Origin of the sequence: Sphingomonas sp. IC081 (assembly GCF_006874585.1) — a bacterium.
In the GTDB taxonomy this organism is placed as follows: Bacteria; Pseudomonadota; Alphaproteobacteria; order Sphingomonadales; family Sphingomonadaceae; genus Novosphingobium.
Genome location: NZ_CP029761.1, coordinates 554,881 through 577,982 on the forward strand (window position 1 = coordinate 554,881; position 23,102 = coordinate 577,982).

Annotated in this window: 18 protein-coding genes; 5 read left to right on the top strand and 13 right to left on the bottom strand. The window is 64.0% G+C overall.

What is annotated here, in order from left to right:
• Positions 1-6 precede the first annotated feature (6 nt).
• The gene (locus DM450_RS02830) at positions 7-1,257 is read right to left on the bottom strand and encodes a D-amino acid dehydrogenase (protein WP_142632500.1); all 1,251 of its coding nucleotides are present in this window, start codon (positions 1,255-1,257) and stop codon (positions 7-9) included.
• Positions 1,254-2,390, bottom strand: coding sequence for an alanine racemase (alr, locus tag DM450_RS02835; RefSeq protein WP_142632501.1), 1,137 nt, complete (start codon positions 2,388-2,390; stop codon positions 1,254-1,256). Before alr ends, DM450_RS02830 begins: the two co-directional genes overlap by 4 nt.
• 152 nt (positions 2,391-2,542) lie before the next feature.
• On the opposite strand from alr, the gene DM450_RS02840 reads away from it, so the two are divergent.
• Positions 2,543-3,010, top strand: coding sequence for an Lrp/AsnC family transcriptional regulator (locus DM450_RS02840; protein ID WP_142632502.1), 468 nt, complete (start codon positions 2,543-2,545; stop codon positions 3,008-3,010).
• 175 nt (positions 3,011-3,185) lie between these two features.
• Here DM450_RS02840 and DM450_RS02845 read toward each other — a convergent pair whose 3' ends face one another.
• The 10 genes from DM450_RS02845 to DM450_RS02890 all read right to left on the bottom strand — a co-directional run bounded on the left by DM450_RS02845 (position 3,186) and on the right by DM450_RS02890 (position 16,206).
• Positions 3,186-4,133: an IS481 family transposase gene (locus DM450_RS02845; protein ID WP_142632503.1), complete on the bottom strand. Its 948-nt coding sequence runs from the start codon at positions 4,131-4,133 to the stop codon at positions 3,186-3,188.
• Between the two features lie 57 nt (positions 4,134-4,190).
• The gene (locus DM450_RS02850; protein ID WP_260610113.1) at positions 4,191-5,132 is read right to left on the bottom strand and encodes a sugar transferase; all 942 of its coding nucleotides are present in this window, start codon (positions 5,130-5,132) and stop codon (positions 4,191-4,193) included.
• Between the two features lie 658 nt (positions 5,133-5,790).
• Positions 5,791-7,152 carry an HlyD family type I secretion periplasmic adaptor subunit gene (locus DM450_RS02855; RefSeq protein ID WP_260610114.1) on the bottom strand — a complete coding sequence of 454 codons (1,362 nt, stop codon included), beginning with the start codon at positions 7,150-7,152 and terminating at the stop codon, positions 5,791-5,793.
• 4 nt (positions 7,153-7,156) lie between these two features.
• Positions 7,157-8,959: a type I secretion system permease/ATPase gene (locus tag DM450_RS02860; protein ID WP_260610115.1), complete on the bottom strand. Its 1,803-nt coding sequence runs from the start codon at positions 8,957-8,959 to the stop codon at positions 7,157-7,159.
• A gap of 64 nt (positions 8,960-9,023) precedes the next feature.
• Positions 9,024-10,589 carry a TolC family outer membrane protein gene (locus DM450_RS02865; RefSeq protein WP_142632506.1) on the bottom strand — a complete coding sequence of 522 codons (1,566 nt, stop codon included), beginning with the start codon at positions 10,587-10,589 and terminating at the stop codon, positions 9,024-9,026.
• 416 nt (positions 10,590-11,005) lie between these two features.
• Positions 11,006-12,274: a cell wall hydrolase gene (locus DM450_RS02870; protein WP_260610116.1), complete on the bottom strand. Its 1,269-nt coding sequence runs from the start codon at positions 12,272-12,274 to the stop codon at positions 11,006-11,008.
• A 23-nt stretch (positions 12,275-12,297) separates the two neighbouring features.
• Positions 12,298-13,518 (bottom strand): outer membrane beta-barrel protein, encoded by a 1,221-nt coding sequence (locus DM450_RS02875; RefSeq protein WP_185928690.1) that lies wholly within the window; start codon positions 13,516-13,518, stop codon positions 12,298-12,300.
• 97 nt (positions 13,519-13,615) lie between these two features.
• On the bottom strand, positions 13,616-14,698 hold the full coding sequence (locus tag DM450_RS02880) for an IS630 family transposase (RefSeq protein WP_142632508.1): 1,083 nt from the start codon (positions 14,696-14,698) through the stop codon (positions 13,616-13,618).
• Between the two features lie 69 nt (positions 14,699-14,767).
• Complete coding sequence (locus DM450_RS02885; RefSeq protein WP_260610117.1) at positions 14,768-15,352, bottom strand: polysaccharide biosynthesis/export family protein; 585 nt, start codon at positions 15,350-15,352, stop codon at positions 14,768-14,770.
• A gap of 425 nt (positions 15,353-15,777) precedes the next feature.
• A complete protein-coding gene (locus tag DM450_RS02890) occupies positions 15,778-16,206 on the bottom strand; it encodes a hypothetical protein (protein WP_142632509.1) in 429 nt (142 codons plus the stop codon).
• An 860-nt stretch (positions 16,207-17,066) separates the two neighbouring features.
• Here DM450_RS02890 and DM450_RS02895 point away from each other — a divergent pair.
• Together DM450_RS02895 and DM450_RS25690 are read left to right on the top strand one after the other, a co-directional pair.
• Positions 17,067-18,092, top strand: a complete 1,026-nt coding sequence (locus tag DM450_RS02895; protein WP_185928691.1) for a polysaccharide pyruvyl transferase family protein — start codon at positions 17,067-17,069, stop codon at positions 18,090-18,092.
• A gap of 275 nt (positions 18,093-18,367) precedes the next feature.
• Positions 18,368-18,526, top strand: coding sequence for a hypothetical protein (locus tag DM450_RS25690; RefSeq protein WP_185928692.1), 159 nt, complete (start codon positions 18,368-18,370; stop codon positions 18,524-18,526).
• A 141-nt stretch (positions 18,527-18,667) separates the two neighbouring features.
• Here the strand turns inward: DM450_RS25690 and DM450_RS02900 are convergent, their stop codons facing one another.
• Positions 18,668-19,018, bottom strand: a complete 351-nt coding sequence (locus DM450_RS02900) for a hypothetical protein (protein WP_142632511.1) — start codon at positions 19,016-19,018, stop codon at positions 18,668-18,670.
• A 233-nt stretch (positions 19,019-19,251) separates the two neighbouring features.
• Here DM450_RS02900 and DM450_RS02905 point away from each other — a divergent pair, with 233 nt between their 5' ends.
• On the top strand, positions 19,252-20,361 hold the full coding sequence (locus DM450_RS02905; RefSeq protein ID WP_142632512.1) for an acyltransferase family protein: 1,110 nt from the start codon (positions 19,252-19,254) through the stop codon (positions 20,359-20,361).
• 116 nt (positions 20,362-20,477) lie between these two features.
• A complete protein-coding gene (locus DM450_RS02910) occupies positions 20,478-23,099 on the top strand; it encodes a family 16 glycosylhydrolase (protein WP_142632513.1) in 2,622 nt (873 codons plus the stop codon).
• The last annotated feature ends 3 nt before the right edge of the window (positions 23,100-23,102 follow it).

Below are 23,102 nucleotides of genomic sequence, written 5' to 3' on the forward strand. Positions count from 1 at the left end.
TGAGGTTCAGTAGCGGCTGATGGCAAGGTCTGCGGTCTCGATGGCCGGCTTGTGGCCGCCGATGATGTCGGCGATGACATGGGCCGAACCGCAGGCCATCGTCCAGCCCAGCGTGCCGTGGCCGGTGTTGAGGAACAGGTTCGGCACCTTGGTGGCGCCGATGACCGGCGTGCTGTCCGGCGTCATCGGCCTGAGGCCGGACCAGAAGCTGCCTTGCGCCATGTCGCCCGCGCCGGGGAACAGGGTGCCGGCCGAATGTTCCAGCGTGGCGCGCCGGGCAGGCGGCAGATCGCGCGAAAAGCCCGAGATCTCGGCCATGCCGCCGATGCGGATGCGGTCTCCCAAACGGGTGATCGCCACCTTGTAGCTCTCGTCGAGCAAGGTGGAGACCGGCGCGCGCGGCTCGTCGACGATCGGCACGGTCAGCGAGTAGCCCTTGACCGGGTAGACCGGCAGGCGAATGCCCAGCGGCGCAACGAGCTGCGGCGAGAAGCTGCCCATGGCGACAAGGAAGCCATCGGCCGCCAGCTTGCCCTGGTCGGTCTCGACATGGGTGATGCGTCCGCCGTCCTCGATCAGCCGGTGGATCGAGGTGCTGTTGAGGAAGCGCACGCCCTTGGCGGCGGCCATCGCGGCAAGGGCATTGGTGAACTTGAAGCAGTCGCCGGTCTCGTCGTGGGGCAGGCGCAGTCCGCCCGCGATGGACGCCTGGCTGGTGGCGAGACCCGGTTCGGCGCCGATGCAGCCGGCCTTGTCAAGCACTTCGAAAGGCACGCCATCGGCCTTCAGCACTTCGATGTCCTTGCCGATCCCGTCGAGCTGCTTCTGTTCGCGGAACAGTTGCAGGGTGCCCTGCATGCGTTCGTCATAAGCGATGCCGGTGTCCCGGCGCAGCGCGATCAGGCAGTCGCGGCTGAATTCGGCAAGGCGCACCATGCGGCTCTTGTTGATCGCATAGTCGCGCGCGTTGCAGTTGCCGAGCATCGCGAAGAGCCAGCGCAGCATCGCCGGATCGGCGTGGAGGCGCAGGATCAGCGGTGCGTGTTCCATCATCAGCCAGCGCAGGGCCTTGGTGGGAATGCCGGGGGCGGCCCAGGGCGACGCGTAGCCGGGCGAAATCTCGCCGGCATTGGCGAAGCTGGTTTCCAGTGCCGGGCCTTCCTGCCGGTCGATCACCACGACTTCGTGGCCCGCTTCGGCCAGATACCAGGCGGAGGTGACGCCGATGACGCCGCTGCCGAGGATGGCGATCTTCATGGGGCAGTCTTCATGGATGCAGTGCTCCGAATGCGCGCGCTGGTTTCAGAGGGGAGGTAGACCCGTTCGTAGCGGCGGCTGAGTTGCGTCAGGATCTCGTAGGAAATGGTGCCCGCATCGGCGGCGACCTGATCGATGCCCTGATGAGGGCCGAGCAGTTCGACCGGCGCGCCGGGACGGAGGTGCTCGGCGGGCACATCGGTGACGTCGAGGGTAATGCTGTCCATCGAAACGCGCCCGGCAACCGGCACGCGGATGCCGGCGATATAGGCCGAACCCCGGTTGCCGAGGCAGCGCGGCCAACCATCGGCATAACCGACCGGGATGGTGGCGATGCGGGTCTCGCGCGTGGTCTTGAAGGTCAGGCCATAGCCGACCCCGGTGCCGGCGGGGATCGTGCGGAGCTGGGCGATGCGGGCTTCGAGGTGCACCGTCGCGCGCATCGGGTTAGGTGCATTGCTGCGAGGCGCGCCGCCGTAAAGCGCGATGCCGGCGCGCACGAGATCGAAGTGGCCGCGTGCGTGGAACGCGCCGCCGCTGTTGTCGAGAGCGAGCGGGACACCGGGAAAGCTGGCGGCGATCGTGCGGAAGTGTGTTTCCTGCGCGGCGTTGGCGGCATCGCCGGGTTCGTCGGCGCAGGCCAGATGGCTGATGATGAAATGCAGGTCGATCGGGCGAAGCAGCTCGGGCCGCGCCAGTACCTGTGCGATCTCGTCGCCCGGCAGGCCCATGCGGGACATGCCGGTATCGACCTGAAGCACGGCTGGCAGGCGCGTGTCGCATCGTGCCGCTTCGGCCGACCAGCGCTCGATCTGGTCCAGCGAATTGAGCACCGGCACCGCGCCGAGCGCCGCGCAGGCAGCTTCGCCGCCGGGGAGGAGGCCATTGAGGATGTAGACCGGAATGCCGGCGGGAAGTTCGGGAATCAGGGCTTCCGCTTCGCCCTGCAAGGCCACGAAAAGATGGCGGCATCCTTCGTCGATCAGGGTGCGCGCGACTTCTGCAGCGCCGAGACCGTAGCCGTTTGCCTTGACCACGCCGCCGACCGCTGCGGGGGCCACACGGTCGCGAATCAACCGGTAGTTCGCGGCGAGTGCTTCGAGGTCGATTGTCAGGCGTGCTCCGGCAACCACATCATTCCCCTTGGAACCGGTTATCTCCTGATCGATCAGGGCCGGAATGAGGAAAGGCTATCGTACCCTGTTTCAAATAGGCTGCCAATTATTCGCAGGAATCGCTACGATATGCGAAATTTGGCATCGTTCTACGAAGGTTGTGATAGATCATGGCATGGGCCCCCGACGACGTGGACCGCTCGATCCTGCGTGTGCTGCGCCTCGACGGGCGCAAGCCCAATGCCGAAGTGGCGCAGGAAGTGGGGCTTTCTCCTTCCGCATGCCTCAGGCGGATCCGCATCATGGAAGATCGCGGCGTGATTCGTGGGTACACCGTGATCACCGGCGCGGAAAACGACGATGTGCGGGGCGTCGATGTGGTGGTGCAGGTGACGCTGGAGCGCCAGACCGAAGACTACCTCTCACGCTTCGAGAACGCCGTGCGGCAGTGCCCGGAAATTCGCGAGTGCTTCCTGATGGGCGGTGATGTCGACTATTGGCTACGTCTGCGCACCGAGAGTGTTGCCGCATACGAGGCGATCCACGGTGAAGTGCTTTCGCGCTTGCCGGGGGTGACGCGCATCAGTTCCAGCTTCGCAATGCGCGATGCCCTGCGCCCCAAGCGGATCAGCCGGTAGCGGCGGGGACCTTTCGCCGGTCCTGTTCGCCACCGCCTTGTTTGCCACCGCCTTGTTTGCTGCCGCCTTGCGTCGGCAGCTGGCTGGTGTGCCTTAGACGATGCGCCAAGTAGATCGCCTGGTGCAGGGCGCGCGTGTGGGCGGTGGTTGCGGGGAGCGGCGAACTGTTCACGGCTTAGGTGTTTAGTCCCAACATGTGATGGTTAGGTTTGACGATAAAGATGTGAGGCTTTGATTTCCAGAGTTCCTCGACAGCTTCGTAAGGCGTTCGGAACTTGAGCGCCTTGAGCTGCTTGGCGAAGTTGTAGGCGGTCAGCCAGTCACGGACGTGCCGTCGCAGTTCGTTGATCGAGGCGTAATGGAAGGATTTGACGGTCGCCTCCTTGATGGTTCGCACCATGCGTTCGGCCTGCCCGTTGGTCCAGGGATGATAGGGCTTGGTTAGCCGGTGCTCGATACCGTTTTCCTGACAGACGCGGCCGAAGATGTGCGGGAAGGACAGGCCGGTGCCACGCTCGAACTGGGCGAACTGCACGCCGTTGTCGGTGAGGATGGTGTGAATCTTGTAGGGCACCGTCCTGATCAACGCTTTCAGGAAGCCGGCTGCGACCAGCTTCGTCGCTCTGCGATAGATGCGTGCGAAGACCAGCTTGGATGTGCGGTCCACGGCGACATAGAGGTAGGCCTTGCCATCCTCATAACGCAGTTCGGCGATATCGATGTGGAAGTAGCCGATCTCGTAGTTCTTGAACTTCTGCGGCTTCTCGCGATCGGCTTTGGGCAACTGGCTGATCCCATGCCGTTGCAGGCAGCGATGCAACGACGAGCGGCTCAGATGCGGGATCACGTCCTTGAGCGCGATGTAAACATCGTCGAGTGGCAGCCGGGCCTGCACCCGCAGCGCCACGATCGCGGCTTCCTCCATTGGGGAGAGCACAGTGCTGCGCCGCTCCCTCGGTCCCATCGGCAAGTCTTCCACCGATTGCCGCTTGCGCCACTTCAGGACCGTTTTCTCGTTGATCCCGTACTTCTTGGCGAGGTGCGCGACCGAAGCTTGCGATCGCTGTAGCTCTGCTCGAATGGCGTGCGTGGTCTTGGCGCTGCCATGGAGAACCTGGCCCATAAATCCCTCCGCTGTGATGGGGATAGTTTTACACCATCACATGTTGGGACCAAACACCTAGTAGCAGCCGCGTGAAGCGAGGACGGCAGGTACGGTGCGCAGACAGATTGCCATGTCGTAGAAGAACGACTTGCGCTGTGCGTAGCGGGCATCGAGTCGGACACGGGCTTCGTAGGAGACCTCGTTCCGGCCGCTGACCTGCCAGAGCCCGGTCAGGCCCGGACGGACCGAGCAGTAGGCCTCGAAACGGTCGCCGTAGCGCGGGATTTCCGCCTCGACGATGGGGCGCGGGCCGACGATGCTCATGTGGCCGAACAAGACGTTGAACAGCTGCGGCAGTTCGTCGAGGCTGCTCTTGCGCAGGAGTGCGCCGATCGGGGTGACGCGCGGATCGCTACGCAGTTTCTGGTCGCGCGCCCATTCGGCGCGTGCGCGGGGGCATTCGGCGAGCAGCCGGTCAAGCACGTCCTGTGAATTGATCACCATGCTGCGGAACTTGAGGCAGGGGAACAGGCCGCCAGCATGGCCGACGCGGCGCTGGATGAAGATTACCGGCCCCGGTCCGGAGGCGCGGATGGCGCAGGCGACCAGCACCAGCAGCGGCAGGAAAGCAATGATCGCCAGCATGGCGACGGCGACGTCGAACGCCCGGGACAGCCCGGCTGCATTGCTTGGCCGGGGTGTGGCCATGGCGTCGTGCAGGGGACCGGCCACAGGATCGGCCGGTTCTGGCGAAGCGTGCGGGGCAGAATGGTCCGGTTCGCCCCGCAGCAGGTAGGAAGTCTCGTCCCGTGTGCCGAGCGGGATGGCCCGATCTTCCGGCGCGACGGGGCCCGTCTCGCCGAGCGGCCCGCGCCAGGCCCGATGCTCGAGGTTGGCCGGGCTGCCTTGCGCGACGATGCCGTGCCCTTGCGAGCCGTTGGTGCGATAGGGGGGGGCAATGACCGGGGCCGAAGGGGCCACGGTGCTTCCAACGCTTGCCGGAATGACGGGGTTCATGGCGCCTCCTTGCGGTTTTGCACCTGCACCCAAAAGAGAGCGCTTGTGCGTCCCATACGCTTCCGGAGGAAGGTGGTGCGAGGTCATCTCATCTTGCCGTGTCGAGATAGCGTCCATCGTTTCATCCGCTTGAAAAGGGAACACAATTGCGATGGCGACCGAATTGATTCTTTGGTTGATGAGATGGTAATAAAAGTTGATGTCTCGTCAATATGTTGATGCTGCATTGCAGCATAGGTAAATGATCCATTGTGGCTTTGAATGCGGATATTTCGTGCGTTTTATTATGTGAACTTACTTAAGTGCCTGTGTTTATGGTGGGTGTGTTTCAGTCCGATTTGGATTTTGTAAATTTTGAACATTCATATTGGACTATTCATTTTTACATTATCTTCCTGTTCGTCCGCTATTGCCCGTTTGAGATCCTGCGTGAACCGGACCGTTCTGGGACTGCGTCGGCACCAGACCGCCTGCACCATGGCGCGTGTATGGCGGGAATGCGGCTAGAGCAGTTGATCCGATTGAATCGGACCAACTGCTCTACGGTTTTGGTTTTGCGCGTTTTTTGAGTCATCAGGTGATTCCACCGGATTGGAAAACGCTCCAGAGGGCCGGCGAGTGTGCCTGGACATCAGCCCCGGAACAGCGCCTGCTGTGTTCAATTCTCGCGGAATGCGCGGGAGAACTGGTCACTCAGTGGCTTGAGGATGTAGTTTAGCATCGTGCGGTGCCCGGTCTGGATGAAGACTTCCGCCGGCATGCCGGGTTTGAGCCGCAGTTCCCCAAGTTTCGCCAATTCGCCGGGATCCAGCGTGATGGTGGCGCGATAGTAGGTCGCCCGCGTCTGGCTGTCATCGGTGCGGTCGGCGGCGACATGGGTGATGTGGCCCTGCAGTTCGGGCGTGGTGCGCTGCGAAAAGGCGCTGAACCGCAAGATGGCAACCAGTCCTTCGCGCACCTGATCGATATCCGCAGGCTTGATCATGGCGTTGACGGTCAGCCGATCGTTGTCGGGGACGATTTCCATGATCGTCTGCCCGGCCGGCACGAAGCCGCCGATGGTGCGAAAGGCGAGCTTGTCGACCACGCCGCTTTGCGGGGCGCGGATGACCGCGCGGTCGTAGCTGTCCTGTGCGGCTACCTGCTGGCGGCGCAGTTCGCTGATCCGTGTCTGCGTGTCGAGCAGTTCGGTGGCGGCGGTGCTGCGGGCCTCGGCGTTGATGGAGCCCATCTGGTAGCGCAGTTCGGTGATGTGCGCGCGCTGCGACTGCGCGCTTTCGCTGGCGCCGGTGCGCTGGGCGGCGAGATCGGAAGCGGTACGCTCCAGCGCGCTCAGCCGGTCGAGCGTGGTGTAGCGCTTTTCGTAGAGCTTGCGGGTGGCGTCGAGTTCGTTGCCGATCATCGCGGCCTGTTCGCCCAGGCTTCGTGAGCGGGCGCTGTAGCTGTCGAGGTCAGCCTGGCTTTGCTGGATGCGCTGGCCCAGTTGCGAAAGCGCCGATTGCCGCGAACTGCGTTTGAGTGCCAGGGTCTTGCGTTCTGCCGCCATCAAGGCGGCGATCTCGGGCTGGCTTGCTCGCTGCGTCAGTTCGGCAGGGAAGGCGATGGCGGCAGCGCCATCCCGTTCAGCCTGGAGGCGCGCAGCGCGGGCGAGCAACTGGTCGACATTCTCGCCGGTGTAGTTGGCTGCCGCGCCGGTGACCGTGGTGTCGAAGCGGATCATCGGCTGGCCCTGCGTGACATGGTCGCCATCGGCCACGAGGATCTGCGCGGCGACGCCGCCGGAAGGGTGGCTGACCTGCTTCACGTGCGATGCCACCGAGACATCGCCCGGCGCGATCACCGCGCCCGCCATCGGCAGGAAGGTGGCGAGGCCGCCAAGGCCGAAAACCAGTCCGCCGCAAAGCCACATGCCGAACCGGATTTCGCGCCGGAGGCTTTCCGCCGGTTCGTATCGGGGTGGCGGGAGCAGGGCGGTGGCGGGCTGGGCGAAGGGGCCGGGGCTGGGAATGGTGCTGTTCACGCGGTTATCCTGCCTCTGTTCCTGAAACCGCATGCGATGCAGCTTCCGTGGTGGACGGTGAAGGCGCCGGGGTACCTGGCGCGGCGGGAGAACCCGCCGGATTGCTGCGCACCGCCGGATTGAAATTGAGGCGCTGGAGCATCTCGGTACGCTCGCCCATCTGGCGGATCTGGCCGTCAGCCATGACCATGATGTGGTCGACATGGGCAAAGACGGAAGGGCGGTGTCCGACCACGATGACGATCGCGCCGCGCGCCTTGGCCGTGCGCACGGCTTCGATCAGGGCAGCCTCACCGGCGGCATCGAGGTTGGAATTGGGCTCGTCCAGCACGAGCAGGAACGGATCGCGGTAAAGCGCCCGGGCAAGGGCGAGGCGTTGTTTCTGCCCGGCCGACAGGCCTCCGCCTCCAGGGCCGCCGAGGGCATATTCATAACCGCCGGGCAGCGACAGGATCAGATCGTGCACATCGGCGGCGCGGGCCGCGGCGATGATGGCGTCGGCGTCGGCCTCCGGATCGAAGCGGCTGATGTTCTGCGCCACGCTGCCTTCGAACATCTCGATCGTCTGGGGCACGTAGCCGATGTCTCGCCCGAGTTCGACTGGGTCCCACTGGTCCAGCGAGGCGCCGTCGACGCGCACCGCGCCGCGCAGGCTTGGCCAGGCGCCGGTGATCGCGCGCATCAGGGTGGATTTTCCCGATCCGCTATGGCCGATCACCGCAAGCGCCTCTCCTGCCGCCAGGCGGAAGCTGGCGTTGCTGAGCGTGACGGCGCGCCGTCCCGGCGGACCGCAGAACACGGCCTGGACTTCGAGGTCGCGGCAGGGGCGGGGCAGGCGCAGTGGCGGCACGCGGGTTGGTACGGTGTCGAACAGGGCGTGAAGGCGGCGCCAGGCCTGGCTGGCCTCGGTCATGCCTTTCCATTGGCCGATCGTCTGTTCCACCGGCATCAGCGCGCGGGCGCTGAGGATCGAGCCGGCGATGATGACGCCGCCGGTCGCCATGTTCTCGATCACCAGATAGGTACCGACGGCCAGCACCAGCGACTGCAGGAACATGCGGAAGGCCTTGCTGATCACCTGCATGCGTCCGGAAACCCCGGCGAGTTCATCGTGTGCTCCGATGAGCGCGAGGCTGATCCCGTCCCAGCTGTCGTTGCGGCGGCCGGACATGCCGAGTACGCGCAGCACTTCGCCGTTGCGGCGGATGTCCTCGGCCATGGCAAATCGCGCGGCGGCCACCGAGGCGACCTGCTGGGCGGGCTTGCGGCTGCGTTGGTCGCCCACCAGCATCAGCACCAGCAGGACGGCGACACCGGCCAGCGTCACCAGTCCGAGCGCCCAGTGGAACACGAAGAGGATGAGCAGGAACATCGCGACATAGGGCAGGTCGAGCAGGGCCAGCGGCCCGGGGCCGGTGATGTAGCCGCGCACCAGATCGAGATCGCGGACCGGGGCGACACCGGATGGCAGCGGGCCCACTTCGCGTTCGTGGCGGCTCAGGACGTCGTAGATGCGGTCGCAGAAGCGGCGGTCCGCCAAGGCGCCGGTGTGCATGAGCACGCGGGCGCGCAGCACGTCGATCCCGCCCTGCACGAGATAGGCGAGCGCCACCATCAGAAGCAGTCCGCTCAGCGTTGGCACGCTGCGGCTGGCCAGAACGTCGTCATAGACCAGCAGCATGAAGAACGAGCCCGCCAGCAGCAGCACGTTGAATACCGCGCTGAACGTCAAGATCGGCCAGAGCACCGGCAGCAGCGTGCGCATCATCGCCTTGAGCGACGCGAAGAGGTTTTCGCCATTGGGCATCACGCCGTCTCCTCATGGGATCGGCCCGGGCTGGGCACAGGGGCGGGGCGGGTGGGCCTGCCGGTCATTGCTGCGGCGCCCTTGCGGGTTCGGGCGGCATGTCGTGGCCCGGTTCCTCGGCGTGTTCGACTGCGACGGCCGTGCGTTTGTGCCCCGCGTCGTAGCCGATCACGTCAAGGACCTCGATCACCGGCCCGGTTGGCAGGCCGGTGTAGAACAGCGTTTCGTAAGGTGCCGGGTCAAAGGCCGGGCTGTTTGGCGAGAAGCTCTCCGGGCGCAGCTGTCCCATGCTGCCCAGCAGGAGCGCATGGGCGACGTAGAGCTGGGCTTCGGCCTGGGCCAATGCCTGCCGGGACGTCAGCAGGTCACGCGCGGTATCGAGCACGTCGAGCGAGGTGACTTGTCCGGCCAATTGCTGCTGCCGGGCGCCCTCCAGCGCAGCTTGCGCGGCCGACACGGCGCGGGCGTAGGCGGGAAGGGCGCGCCGGGTGGCGGCCAGCTGGTCCCAGTAGCTGGCGACGTTTTCCCGCAGATCGCGCGAGGTCTGTTCCAGTTGCTGGCTGGTGCTGTCGGCGTTCTGCTTGGCCTCGCGGACTTGCGAGGACAGCAGGCCGGACGAGTAGAGCGGCACGGTGACGGCGACTTGCACCTGTGTGTCGATCTCACGCAGGTCGTCGCTTTCGATCGAGAGCGGGGTGCGGGACACCGCGCCCTTGAGGCCGAGATAAGGCCTGGTCGCTCCGCGCGCGGCGGCGACCTGATGCTGGGCGGCAAGGAGGTCCATGCGGGCGCCCTCCAGCACCGGACTGGACGTGGCGGCGATCGCCTGGGCATCCTCGATCGTGCGCGGGAGAGGCGGCAGTTGCGGCAAGGGGGAAAGGCCTTGCGGATAGCGGCCGACGAGGTTGCGAAAGCCGTTGCGGCTGGCCTGCAGGTTGCCCTGCGCCAGTTCGAGCTGGGCCTGGCCGCTGAAGATGCGGTTGCGGGTCTGCTGCAGATCGGTCTCGGTGGCGTAGCGGGCGCCGTAGCGCGCCTGCGTCTGGTCGAGTTGCTCGGTCAGCAGGGTGAGGTTTTCGCGCGCGATGTCGACCAGTTGCTGGTCGCGCAGCACATTGGCATAGGTGACGATGACCTGAGCGATCGTCTGCTGTTCTGCGGCGTGGAGATCCGCCATCGAACTGCCGTAACCGGCTTCGGCCACGCGGCGTTGGGCGCTGAGCCGGCCAAACGTGAACAGGGGTTGTTCCAGCGATGCCGAGAAGTCAGGCGTGAATCCGTGCTGGCGGATCGTCGTCTCCCCGTTCACGCTGACGCGGCGCAAGGCAAACGTGTAGGCGGCATCGGCACTGAGCGTCGGGCCGAACCGGGCCTTGCCCTGGGCGATCCGTTCTTCCGCGGCGTGGGTGGCGGCGCGACCGGCGGCGAGCGATGGATTCTGGCGGAAGGCGATGTCGATTGCTTCCGCCAGTGTCTCCCCTCTGGCCGGAGAGGCCAGGATCACCGGCAGAGTCAGGAGCACGGCGGGGATGGTTGCTGCCAGAAGGACATGGTGCATCGCGCCGTGCTTGCGCGGCAGCGATGGCGAGGTGGTCTGCGGCGTATGCCCGGCACCCTGTACAAGCGCCAGCATGGACGCCGGCGCGGATCGTTGCTGGGCACGCTGCTGCCAATCCGAAATCGGTTTCCTCAAGGCCTGTTGTCCCCCCGACGTGGTTGGGCGTGCACGACGTCACCAGCCATTCCGGAACCGATCGGCCTTGCTGGTCGCGCGGCGTATCGGTTCTTTTCCTGAGATGGAGTATTCGGAATTCGGGCTGACGATGAAGCGCTAGTGGAACCGTTTTGGGCGTAGATGGGGCGAAGACGGGGCCCATTGCTCCAACATGGAGCAGGGCTGGCCATGCCCGGTCGCATGGAGGCTGCGCCGCCAAGGCCGTTAATTCATAAGCGGCACCATCGAGGCGCCCAAATGGCGGGCAATTTGGGCCGAGGTTGCCTCCGCAGGGCCATCAGCCCGACGTGCGTCCCAGTGGCCCGAAATGTTCGTTAATTGGGTGCCTCGACGGCGCTGTCTGTGCGTTTACGGGCCAGGCTGCCGGTGAAAGTGATCCAGTGGCGATTGCCTGCGGAAAGGCATTGGCTGTCGAGCGGTCGGTTGTAGCGTGCGCAGTCCCACAGCACCACTTCCACCCCGGTGCGGACATCGCGAACGTAAAGGAACGATACCGTGCGCACCAGCGGCGTGGCAGGGGAGCCGTAGGCTTCCGCGCGCCGGTCCCAGCCAATCACCTTGCAGCGCAGTTGCCCTCGGCACAGGTCCAGCGCCCCTATCGCGAGGTTGCCGCCGTTGCCGCCGGCATCGGTCTGGATGAAGTGGTCGCCAGGGCCAGTCGCGATCATTTCGGCAGCCACGGGGCGTCCGCTCGTTTCGGCAGCTCCTGTCGGAGCGAGGGCACTGTCGTTGCCGGGGGGCGCATTGCGGTGCGCTTGGGATAGTGCGGCGAGTTCGGGTTCGACAGGTTCCGGTCCCACGCGAATGGCGGTGAAGGCCGGCTGGCGCCCCCAGTCGCCGCGCCAGCGGAAGAACAGGTGCGTGCCGACACGCGCCACTTTGTCGAGACTATCGCTCCAATATGGATGAACCCAGTCAGTGTGGTAGTGGGTGGCGAGGCCGACGGCGGGCTCCGCGCGGCCTTCCAGAAAGGACTCGGCCAGCTTGCGGGCGCGTTGCCAGGCGGCGGGCGAGGGCAGGCGCCGCAAGGCGCCGTCGCACGTGAAGGTGAACTGGCAGCCGGTCGCCCGCTCCGATCCCTGGTAGACCACCGCGCATACGGTGCGAGGAAACGCAGGGTGGTGCACCCGGTTGATGACGACTTGTGCCACGGCGGCCTGCCCCGCCGGATCGTCGCCCGCTTCGTAAAGCACGGCGGAGGCAAGGCAATCGAGCGCACGTGCGAAATCGCCGCTCTTTTCCGAGAACCTGACCGAAGTGGGGTGATCCGGTCCCAGCGGCACGAACGCGGCCGCCGCGTTCAACGTGCGGGCGGAATCGCTATCGATTTCGGTGGATGGATCGCCATCGCCACCAGGCGTTCCGGGCAGCACGGTCATGGGCGGCACATTGTCGGTTCCTGCGCGCGGTGGACCGATCGTGTTCTGGTGCGGGACGGCGGCGTGCAGCGGCGCATAAGTGACCGAAGATCCGGCCAGCAGCACGCTCGCGAGCGCGGCGATCACCGTGGCCAGGGCGGAATACATGAAGCGCGCCGCGCGCGGGGGCGGTGTTTCGGCCAGTTCCTGTACGCGGCGAGGCATAATCCGGGGAAGCGGGATTGCGATCATGGCGCGAGCGTGATGGTCAGCAGCGCATAAGTGCGGGAATAGCGAGGGAATGGCGCGATGCCTTGGGTGAAGCGGCGATCATGGCCAAGGGTCGCTTCAGCGCTGAGCCATCGGTTCAGGCGCCAGCGCGGCCCGGCGGAAATCGAGAGGCTGCGCGCGGAATAGTCCTTCGACCCATAGTCCTCGGCGGTGAATTGCACCTTGCCGACCCACGACAGGGCGCGGCGCATCTCGTACTCACCCTCGATTCGGGCCGTGGTCAACGTGACCGCTCCGACGAGATCGTAGGGGCTGGTGGTGCTGGTCTGCTCGATGCTGCCGCGGATCGAGAGCAGGCGTGTGGGAAAGTAGCGCAATTGCCCCGCGATCGAGAGCCCGGAAAATCGCCCTAGTGCCGGATCGACAAAATCATATTGCCGCTCGCCCAGCGCCAGTTGCGCGATCAGCACCCGGCTGACTTCGTAACTGACCCCGGCAGCCGCGCTCCAGGCGTCGGCATCGCGGTTGGTGAGGGCTGGCGACATGCGGTAATCGAAATGGTCGTAGCTGCCGCCGGCAAACAGCGTGGTGCGACCGCTGAGCTCGTAACTCGCCGTCAATTGGACGGCATAGCGCTCACCGTTGCGAAAGCTCTGGTCGATCGCCAGGCCATTGCCCAGGCGGGCCTCCTCATAGCGCATGTGCACGAACCGGGCGGCGCCGTCGATCGCGAGCCGGTTGAAGCGTTTGTGCCCCTGTATTGCGGTCTGGATCGCTCGCCGGATCAGCGGGTCGCCGAAAGGCAGGTCGTTCTCGGCCGTGCCGCGCTGTACGACCTCCCGGCGATAGGAGGTGCTGGCCGTTATGGAATCGCCCGCTCCGGCGAACCGGGTATAGGAGGCAGAGGCCGCAAATTCGTTCGAATCCTGGCTGGCGAGCGATCCGAAGCGGCTGATGCGGGCATCTGCCTCCAGCGTCGTCCGGCTTGACCGGGTCAGGCGCCTTGCCGTGATTTTTGGTGCGAGCGAGAGGGCGATATCCGATCGGCGGCGCGTGTCGTCGGCAAAGACGTTGCTGTCGCCGCGTGCGGCGAAAGCCAGTTCGGGAAAGACATCAAGGCCCGCGAGTTCATATCCGATTGAGGCATATCCGGCGATCTTGCGGTTGCCCGCGGCATCGTCCGGCTCGTGTATTGGCGGCGTCAGCGTTTGCGCGCCGACCACTGTGGGCAGCGCCACAAGTCCGCCGGCAAGGGCCAGTGCGAGCGGGCGTCTTCGGTGGCGGACGGGAAGGGCCGCGGCCCCGCCGCCTGAGGGAATGCGCGTGCGCACCGTGCTAGTGGATTGACTCCAACGTTTGGAACCCTCGATTTCGAGCCGCGATGATTTCGTCCGGATTGGCCTTCCAGATGAAGGGCTTGGGGTTGTCGGCGTTGTACTCCCGGATGAACCGGTTGATGGCAGCCTGGAGGTCGACGACGGAGTGGAAGACGCCGTGCTTAAGGCGCCGCCTGGTCAGCTTTGCGAAGAAGCCCTCGACGGCATTGAGCCATGAGGAAGATGTCGGCGTGAAGTGGAAAGTCCAGCGCGGATGGCGGGCGAGCCACTCCTGGACCTTGTCCTTCTTGTGTGCGGCATAGTTGTCGAGGATCACGTGGATCGCCTTGCCCTTGGGTACTTCACGCTCGATCCGATTGAGGAAGCGGATGAACTCCTGGTGGCGGTGGCGCTGCATGTTCTGCCCTATCACGGTTCCGTCGAGCACATTGAGCGCAGCGAACAGCGTGGTCGTGCCGTGGCGCTTGTAGTCATGGGTCAGGGTGCCGGCGCGGCCCTTCTTCATCGGCAGACCGGGCTGGGTGCGGTCGAGCGCCTGTATCTGCGATTTCTCGTCGATCGACAGGACCACCGCATGGGCGGGGGGATCGACATAGAGGCCGACGATCTCGGTGAGCTTTTCGGCGAAAGCCGGATCGTTCGACAGCTTGAAGCTGCGCCAGCGATGCGGAGCAAGCCCATGCGCCTTCCAGATCGACTGCACTGTCGAAACGGCAAGCCCGACCGCTTTGGCCATCGCGCGCGCCGTCCAGTGGGTTGCCTCATGCGGCGGCGGTTCCTGCGTAAGCCGGACAATTTCGGCCACGCGCTTGGGCAATACCGGCGCCTTGCCGGGCGGACGGGACTTGTCGCGGAGCAGGCCATCGACGCCTTCGTGCATGAAACGCTCCTGCCAGCGCCACACGCAGGTCTTCGACTTTCCTGTTGCCGTCATAATCGCCGAGGTGCCCAGGCCGTCGCTGCTCAAAAGAACGATACGGGCGCGCCAGACATGTTTCTGTGGACTCAAGGGCGCCGACACGATGTCGTGCAGGCGTTGACGGTCGGAGGCCGAAACGATGAAGCTGATCCCATCACGCATCCTCCGAGACTGACACGCCAGCAAGCCAGTGGGAATCCCCAACTGGACTCTTTCGTTCCGGTCAATCCACTAGAACTTGCGTTCCAGCACCCGGATCGTGTCGCCCGGGAGCACGGGGGTGGCGCCGTCCAGCCGGTAGAGCGTCTCTCCGGCTTCGTCCTTGTGGCGGATGAAGACCCGGCGTTCGTCCGCGCGGTAGGTGAAGCCTTCCGCCTTGGCCACCGCGCTGAAGATGGTCAGGCTGTCTGCATACGGATATTCGCCCGGTTTGCTGACTTCGCCGAGGATGTAATAGGGGCGGTAGTTCAGCACGTCGATCGAAACACTGGGGGCGTCAAGGTAGCCCTGGCGCAAGGCGCCCGCGATCCTTTCTGCCAGCGCTGATGCGGTCAGCCCGCGTGCCTGTATCGCGCCCACCAGCGGGAACGCGACCGAGCCGCCGCTGTCGACCATGTATTCGCCGGTCAGCTTGTCTTCGCCGTAGACGGTGATGCGCAGCTTGTCTCCGCTGCCCAGGGCATAGGCGGTTTCTCCTGGCCCAAGCGTGCGCACCGGCAGTTCCCCCGCGCTGGAGCAGCCGCCCGAGAGGAGAGCCATCGATAGAGGGAGTGCAAGCAGCAGGCTGCGCATCGTTGTCATCTCAAGCTTGGCCACGTGATGAATTCTCCGGAACAAACCCGGGATGGTGCTTCAGCCCGGTAGGTGCCGCAGAAATTGTGGCGCGGAAAGCGCTCTGGCGGCAAAGCATAATGGGCCTAAATCCGATCCTGTTTGGACCTGTATGGTCCGGTTTGGATTGAAAATGGGGTTTTATACTTTGGATGGCGTAGTATTCGCTGTGTTGTTCAGGCAGAGTTGGCAGCAGCGCTACCCCAAAGCGGAATATACGGTTACCCCCGTGGCCGGGGTGCACCCTCTGGACGGTCGACATGTGTTATTGCCGTACCTTGCGCTCTGGCCGATCTGGCGGCCTTGTCGCATCGCAGCGCTGTTTGGAGTTGCCTTGCAACAAACGACAGCGCGCGGAAGGTGTTGGTTCCTTCCGCGCGCAGGCTTCGCATTTGCGGGCCTTGGTCTGCTCAGTTGTAGAAGTTGAAGTCGCCGGCGCCGAGCAGTTTGCCATTCATCGAACCGATCGCGATCGTGTAATCGAGGCCGGTCGTGGCGCTGTGGATGATGTAATACTGCGATTGCGTGGTGCCGTCCGTACCGTATCCCGCGAACGTCAGCGTCGATCCCGCGCCGAAATTGGCAAGATAGATGAAGTCGTTGTTGCCGCCACCTTCCCAGCCGCCAGCGCCGTAGAAGTCATAAATGACGTCCTGGGTCTGCGCGCCGAGGCGCGCATTGTTCGACAGGCTGGGGTCCATGTCATAGAGATTGATGACAAAACAGTCATTCCCGGCGCCGCCGTACAAGTAGTCGACGCCCTTGCCTCCGAAAATCGCATCGCCTTCGTCAGTACCGCTGATGCGGTCGCTGCCCGCAGTTCCTACAAATTTGCCCATAGATGCCTCCTGGAATAGCTTAACGGATCTGGTCCGCTGCCTATCCTTCCGGTTATGACTCCGGAAATGGACAGGGATGCGTGCCAGCAATTCACGCCTGCCGATGGAGGCGCGTTAGCGAGCGAGATTGGCGTGGACGACCCCCCCTTCGCGTGACGAAGCTGCCGTTTCTCCTTGTCCTCGCCGCAGCCCGATCCGCGCAGAAGGGGCCGGATTTCCGGCCCCGTGCATCGCAAAAAGGAAAGCGTTGACGACTCGATAAGCATACATCTTGGTATTCATTGTTTACAATGTTGGGCGAGGTCCGATTTCGGTTGATGTCATGACTATAAGATCCGATTTGGATATTTACGGTTATGGTGATGGCGTTCTGTGTTTGATATTATTCAATCCGTGCAAGATATTGCTTGTCCATTCTTCGATCGGGAACACAAGCTGCGCTTTGGCGGTCGCGGGCGCTGCATCCGGCTCCATAGGGGCGTTGTGCACCGCAGCGTCCGGTTTGGTGCATGCGGCTCACCGCATGGCGGCTGGGGGCGGTCGGGCGCTCGGTATGGAGGTGGGTAATCCGGGATCGGGTGGGCCGGTGTGCAAGGGGGTGGGAATTTCACGGGCATTGTGCGGGCAATCAAGCATTGCGATGCATCGCTCCGGCCCGGGCTCCTGCATGTGTGCGCTTGGTTCGTATCGCTCGACCAGATGGAGACTTGTGGCCTTATGTTCAGTCCGCTTTCCGCAATTCTCGTGATGCCTGATGCCGTCATGGCGTCAGGGACGAAGAGGGGGGCGAGCAGTGTGCTGCGCGCCGGCCGGATCGCCGGATGGGCGTTGCCGGTGCGCCCGAAGGCTGGAGGGCAGGCATGAGGTTGCTACACTACGAGCCCGCCGTTCCGAATTTCGGGGACGATCTCAATCCCTTGCTCTGGCCTGAGCTTGCGCCTGGGCTGTTCGGGCAGGATGTCTCCTTGCCGGGCACAGGGACGGGCAATGGTACCGCTTTTGTGGGGATCGGTACCATCATCGGCATCGATCCGGCCGGATGTTCCCGGTTGCATGTCTTCACCAGTGGAGCGGGGTATTCCGATCCGGCGCGCTGGCAGGGGCTCGATGTGCGCTACCACTGCGTGCGCGGCCCGGTAAGTGCGCGGGCGCTCGGACTTCCGGCGGATCGGGCATTGACGGACGGTGCGGTGCTTGTTCCCCGTTCGCCCTCATTTGCGGACCTGGCGTCCAGGCCGTCGACCACAAGAACGGTGGTCATGCCGCATTATGAAACGCTGGCATTCCCGGGCTGGTCCCGGGCCGCGCAACTGGCGGGTTTCGATATCGTTGATCCCCGGGGCTCTCCGCGTGACGTGATCGCGGCGCTGGCCGGTGCGCGGCTGGTGCTGACGGAATCGCTGCACGGGGCCATCCTGGCGGATGCTTTCGGCGTGCCATGGCGAGGTTTTGCCGTTTCGCGCAATTTCTCCACGGCGAAATGGGCGGACTGGGCGGCCTCGCTGGACATGGACGTGACTGTCGCGCTCGTGCCGCCGCCGGATCCCATGCCCCTGCTGCGTTTCGGCAAGCGGCCCGAGCCGTTTGGCACGATGATCGCGCTCGATCCCGAGGCAGCGCTTGCCGAATTTCGGGCGCGTATTGCCGCGCCGCCAAAGGTGGCGTTGGTCCGGCGCCAGGCCAAGCGCGTGCTTGAAGCGGTGCCGGTCACGCGGCGGTTGCTCGGCTTCAGCCCCGAACGCACGGCGCAGGCTCTGGTGGAGCTGGCCACGCGCGATCCGTTTGTCAGCAATCCCTCCCGGCGGGCTGGCCTGGCCGATGAAATGCTTGAACGATTGTACCGCCTGGCGAAGGAAGCGGGGGCGAGTGCAGCCGTGCTCGCCTGAACGCTTGCACGGTTTGATCCAGCCTTCGGCTCGGGAAGGGGCAAGCATCGACGTCGTGCCGCACGCATAAGGCGGTTCACGCTTGCTCTGTTGCGCCGCAGCGCGTTATGCATGGGGGCGTCCGTGCTCAGGCTCGCTCCATGTGGTATTGCCTCATGCCATCCGCTGACAATTCTCCCCAGATCACACCGCAACCGCCTGTGGCATCCGGGCGCAGGCATAATCATGCCGCCACCGATCGGGGGCAGTCCAACCTGCAATCACAAGGCGAAGGCATGGCTGAGTTTCCCGCCGGTCCCGATGAAGTCACGCCGCGAGGGCAGGGGGCGGCGGGTTTCGGGGCAGGACCGATCCTGTGGCGGGGATGGCTGGTCGGCTTGGTGATCAGCCTTGCCTGCTGGGCACTGCTTGCCTGGGTGCTTGGTTTCGTCTGAGATCAAAGGGTAAGCAGCCCATGCGGGCGTGCGAGCGCTCGTCTTCCCCGCTTCCAGTGCTCACGCCCCGCCATTGAGGTGCCATTGAGGCTGTCCGGGGGTTCGTCCCGGACAGGTGGTCGTTGCCGCGGGTATTGCGGTTCAGCGGGCGGCTTTCGCAAAGGCCTCCAGTGCCGCAAGCGCTATGCTCTGCGGAGTGCCCGGGGAGCGGCGGGGCAGCAAGGCCGGCCGTGATTGTGCGATGGTCGTCAGTGCTTCCCGCAAGGTCCGGCTCTCGTGTTCCAGTGCCTCGATCCGCCGCGCGGTTTCGTCGAGCACCTGTGACGGGACCCAGCTGCGGACACCGTTGACGGGACGGGCGAAGCAGTCCTCGCCGCCGCATCGTCTGGCTGCGCGTGCCAGAGCTACCAACAGTTCGCCGAGCTGGGTGAAGGCCGCGGCATCGATCGACACCGGCGCTGAACTGGCGGCGCCCGCGGAAGCAGCGATCATGCTCTGGCCGGCCTCAAGGCCGGCAGAGGCCAGGTCGTGCAACGAGGCTGCCGGCGGCGGTAGCAGTGGCGGGGAGGGGGGAGCGGGGGGCTGGTCGGTCATTGTTTGGTGGGTTTTGGAGGTTCTTGCAGTTTGAGCGGTCACGCGATGCCCTCATAAATCCGGCACAGTGAACGGCACGCCAACGGTTCCCTAAGGAAGCGTTCGCTGATTTCGTTTTTCCGGGGGGCGGCATGAGCCGAAATCTATCTCTTTTTCTCGATCTCTTGCGGCTCTTTGCTGCATTGCTGGTCTTTGTCGGCCATGCCGGACAGGTCTACCGCATCGACCTGCCGGTCATCGTCGGGCACAGCGCCAAGGAAGGCGTGGCGATATTCTTCGTGCTTTCCGGTTTTGTCATCAGCCATGTCGTCACGTTCAAGGAGCGTGACTGGCGCAGTTATGTGCGTGCGCGCGCGCTGCGGATGTACTCGGTGATTCCGCTGGCAGTCCTGGTGCTGATCGTCTGTTATGCGCTCGGAACCTATCTGGTGCCGCAAGTCTACGTGGCGGCCGCGCCGGACGGAGCCAAGGCGGCGGGGCTGGGGGGCGTGCCGCCGGGCTGGTTCGAAGTGCTGCGTTATCTCACTTTCACCAACGAACTGTGGTTCGACCATGCGACGATCGTCACCGGCGCACCGTTCTGGTCACTGGCTTATGAGGTCGCCTACTATGCGCTCTTCGCCTTCCTGGTGTTTGCCAGGGGGTCTGTGCGCATCGTGCTTGCCATGGCGTGGTGTGCAGTGGTGGGGCCGAGAATCGTGGTTGCCTTGCCGCTCTGGCTACTGGGCGTGTTCATTCATCGGCTGGTCTTGCGGGGGCGGCGTTTGCGCCCGGCCATGGGTTGGACGCTCTTTGCGGGACTGCTTCTGGCGAGTGTCGTATGGAGGAAATACCTTGGAATTTCAGCCATTCCCTTGTTCGAATGGCCCGCCGTTGACAGGCTGATTCCCAGCATGGCGTACTACTTTGGTCTGGGGCTGCTGCTGGGCGGAGCGATCGTCGTTTTTGCCTCGGTGGAAACTACCTACAGTTTCTTTCCGGCCTGGTTCGAAAAGCTCGTGCGCTACTTCGCGGGGGCGAGTTTTACCCTGTATATCATGCATCTACCAGTCATGGTTCTGATCGGTGCATTGTGGCCGCAGTGGGTCGCCACCCCCGTTGGAGCGCTGTCGGCCAGCCTTTTGACCATTGCCGCGATGCTTTTTCTTGCTGAATTGGGGGAACGTCGCAAGGCAGACTTCATGAAAATAATTTCAACTATTTTCATGACTTTATCGCGAAAAAGCGTTCGTTCGGCGTGAATGCAATCGTTGACATCGATTAACTGCCATCTTTAGATCGCCGTTCCACGGCGCGCGCATAAAAGCCAATTCCAGAGACGAGGGAACATTTCCCTGTAATTCTGGGGTTTTGAATTATGGCTTTTCCTTATACGAACGCTCTTGGAACTGTACTTAACTACTCCGGAGCCTCGAAGAAGGTCTTTTACGGGACGTCGGCGGCGGACAATCTGCTGGGTACGACCGCAAATGACATCATGCGTGGTTATGGCGGCGGGGACACCTATACCGGCGGTCTGGGCGACGACATCTACTGCATCTCGTCGCTCAAGGACCGTGTGGTCGAACTGGCGGGCGAAGGCGTCGATACGATCCGCAGCAGCGTCTATCACATTCTTGAGGCGAACGTCGAAAACCTCGTTCTCGAGGGCAAGAACGCCTGGTACGGCGGTGGCAACGATCTCGACAACGTCATCGTCGGCAACGAGTACGACCAGCAACTCGACGGCGGCAAGGGCAACGACGTCCTCGTCGGCGGCGATGGTGCAGACACCTTCATCATCAGCGCCGGTAACGGCAGCGACGTTATCCAGGACTTCACCAGCGGGCTCGACCAGATCCGCCTTGGCGGTTACGGCATCACCGCGTTCAGCCAGATCAAGTCGATCGCCAGCCAGGTCGGCGCCGACACCGTGCTCAATTTCGCCAATGGCGAAAAGCTGGTGCTGCGCGGCGTCACCGCCGGCAACCTGACTTCCGGTGACTTCACCTATCAACTCGACACCTCGAAGCTGAAACTGTCGTTCTCCGACGATTTCAATTCGCTCAGCCTCTATAGTCAGGGTGGAACCTGGCGCACCGAATATGGCCATGGCGGTGCGGGCACGATTGCCAGCCACACGCTGACGGGTGAATCGGAGATCTACATGGATCCCGATTGGGCCGGCACCGGCTCCAAGGCGCTGGGCGTCAATCCGTTCTCGATCGACAGCGGGGTGCTGACCATCACTGCTGCGCCGACCAGCGCCGAAGTCCTGCCTTATGTCGACGGGCATACCTACACCTCGGGCCTGCTGACCTCGAAGTTCACGTTCTCGCAGCAGTACGGCTATTTCGAGATCCGTGCCAAGTTGCCTGATGGCGCCGGCATGTGGCCCGCGTTCTGGCTGCTGCCGACCGACAGTTCGTGGCCGCCGGAGCTCGACGTGTTCGAGATGCTCGGCAACGATCCCAATGTCGTCTACCTCACCACCCACGGCACCGACGGTACCGCCAACACCTCGGTCCAGGACCGCGTGGTCGTCGATACCTCGCAGTTCCACACCTACGGTGTCGACTGGAATTCCGACCGCGTCATCTATTACATCGATGGCGTCGCGGTTGCCGAACAGCCGACCCCTGCGGCGATGAACAAGGAAATGTACCTGCTGATGAACCTCGCGGTCGGTGGCAGCGGCAGCTGGGGCGGAGGCCCCGATGCGCAGACCGGCACCGGCGAGATGCAGATCGACTACGTGAAGGCCTATCGCACCGTCGATACCGTTTCGACGACGATCAACGGCCAGCACACGACGTATGACGGCAGCGACTTCGTGAAGGCCGCGTCGGCGACCGCGTCGGCCACGCCGCCGGCGCAGACTGCCGCTCCCCAGGTCTTCACCGGCACGAGCGGCAACGACGTCTATCAGGTCGGCAATGCGCAGGACAAGATCAACGAAAGTGCCGGCGGCGGCAGCGATTCCGTGGTCGCTTCGGTCAGCTACGTCCTGCCCGCCAATGTCGAGACCCTCACCCTGGCAGGCGATGCCTCGCTCAACGGCACCGGCAACGAACTGGCCAACCGCCTGTTCGGGAATTCGGGCGCGAACGTGCTGACCGGGCTTGCCGGCAATGACTATATTGACGGGCAGGGCGGCAATGACACCCTGATCGGAGGCACCGGAGACGATACTTATGTCGTCAACGACGTGATGACCCGGGTGATCGAAAATCCCGGCGAGGGCACCGACACGATCCAGACGTCGATCTCCTATGTCCTGCCGAACGCGGTCGAGAACCTGCGCCTCACCGGTACGGCGGACATTACCGCGACCGGCAATGCCGATGCCAACCGGATGATCGGCAACAGCGGCTCCAATGTGCTCAGCGGCCTTGGCGGCAACGACTATCTCGACGGGCAGGGCGGTAGCGACACCCTGATCGGCGGCAAGGGCGACGATGTCATGGTGGTCGACAACACGACGACCACCGTTGTCGAGCAGGCGGGCGAGGGGACCGACACCGTCCAGGCCTCGATCACCTACAAGCTGCCGGCCAATGTCGAGATCCTGCGACTGACCGGGACGGCCGACGTCAACGGTGCGGGCAATGAGCTTGCCAACAAGCTCTTCGGCAACAGCGGGGCCAACCATCTGGCGGGCGGCGCCGGCAACGACATCATCGACGGCGGCGCCGGTGACGACATGATCGCCGGGGGGGCGGGCAACGATACGCTGACGGGCGGTGTCGGGGCCGACCAGTTTGTTTTCACGGGCGGTTTCGGCATCGACACCGTCACCGACTTCACGGCGGGGCAGGACAAGCTGGTCCTTGTCAGCACGCCGACCAGTTCGGTCACCATCACTACCCAGGGCGCCAACACCATCGTCACCGTCGGCACCGACAAGATCACGCTCACTGGCTGCGCGCACATCGACATGAGTGACATCACGTTCGTGAACGACAGCGGATACATGGCATCGATGGGGCTGGTGGCCTGATCT

Bases quoted from the DNA above. Each gene is read 5' to 3' on its own strand.
- DM450_RS25690 (WP_185928692.1), top strand. From the start codon at position 18,368: ATGGCTGAGTTTCCCGCCGGTCCCGATGAAGTCACGCCGCGAGGGCAG.
- DM450_RS02880 (WP_142632508.1), bottom strand. From the start codon at position 14,698: ATGCGTGATGGGATCAGCTTCATCGTTTCGGCCTCCGACCGTCAACGC.
- DM450_RS02910 (WP_142632513.1), top strand. From the start codon at position 20,478: ATGGCTTTTCCTTATACGAACGCTCTTGGAACTGTACTTAACTACTCC.
- DM450_RS02890 (WP_142632509.1), bottom strand. From the start codon at position 16,206: ATGGGCAAATTTGTAGGAACTGCGGGCAGCGACCGCATCAGCGGTACT.
- DM450_RS02900 (WP_142632511.1), bottom strand. From the start codon at position 19,018: ATGATCGCTGCTTCCGCGGGCGCCGCCAGTTCAGCGCCGGTGTCGATC.
- DM450_RS02870 (WP_260610116.1), bottom strand. From the start codon at position 12,274: ATGCCTCGCCGCGTACAGGAACTGGCCGAAACACCGCCCCCGCGCGCG.
- DM450_RS02830 (WP_142632500.1), bottom strand. From the start codon at position 1,257: ATGAAGATCGCCATCCTCGGCAGCGGCGTCATCGGCGTCACCTCCGCC.
- DM450_RS02860 (WP_260610115.1), bottom strand. From the start codon at position 8,959: ATGCCCAATGGCGAAAACCTCTTCGCGTCGCTCAAGGCGATGATGCGC.
- DM450_RS02905 (WP_142632512.1), top strand. From the start codon at position 19,252: ATGAGCCGAAATCTATCTCTTTTTCTCGATCTCTTGCGGCTCTTTGCT.
- DM450_RS02850 (WP_260610113.1), bottom strand. From the start codon at position 5,132: ATGAACCCCGTCATTCCGGCAAGCGTTGGAAGCACCGTGGCCCCTTCG.
- DM450_RS02865 (WP_142632506.1), bottom strand. From the start codon at position 10,589: ATGCTGGCGCTTGTACAGGGTGCCGGGCATACGCCGCAGACCACCTCG.
- DM450_RS02840 (WP_142632502.1), top strand. From the start codon at position 2,543: ATGGCATGGGCCCCCGACGACGTGGACCGCTCGATCCTGCGTGTGCTG.
- DM450_RS02895 (WP_185928691.1), top strand. From the start codon at position 17,067: ATGAGGTTGCTACACTACGAGCCCGCCGTTCCGAATTTCGGGGACGAT.
- DM450_RS02845 (WP_142632503.1), bottom strand. From the start codon at position 4,133: ATGGGCCAGGTTCTCCATGGCAGCGCCAAGACCACGCACGCCATTCGA.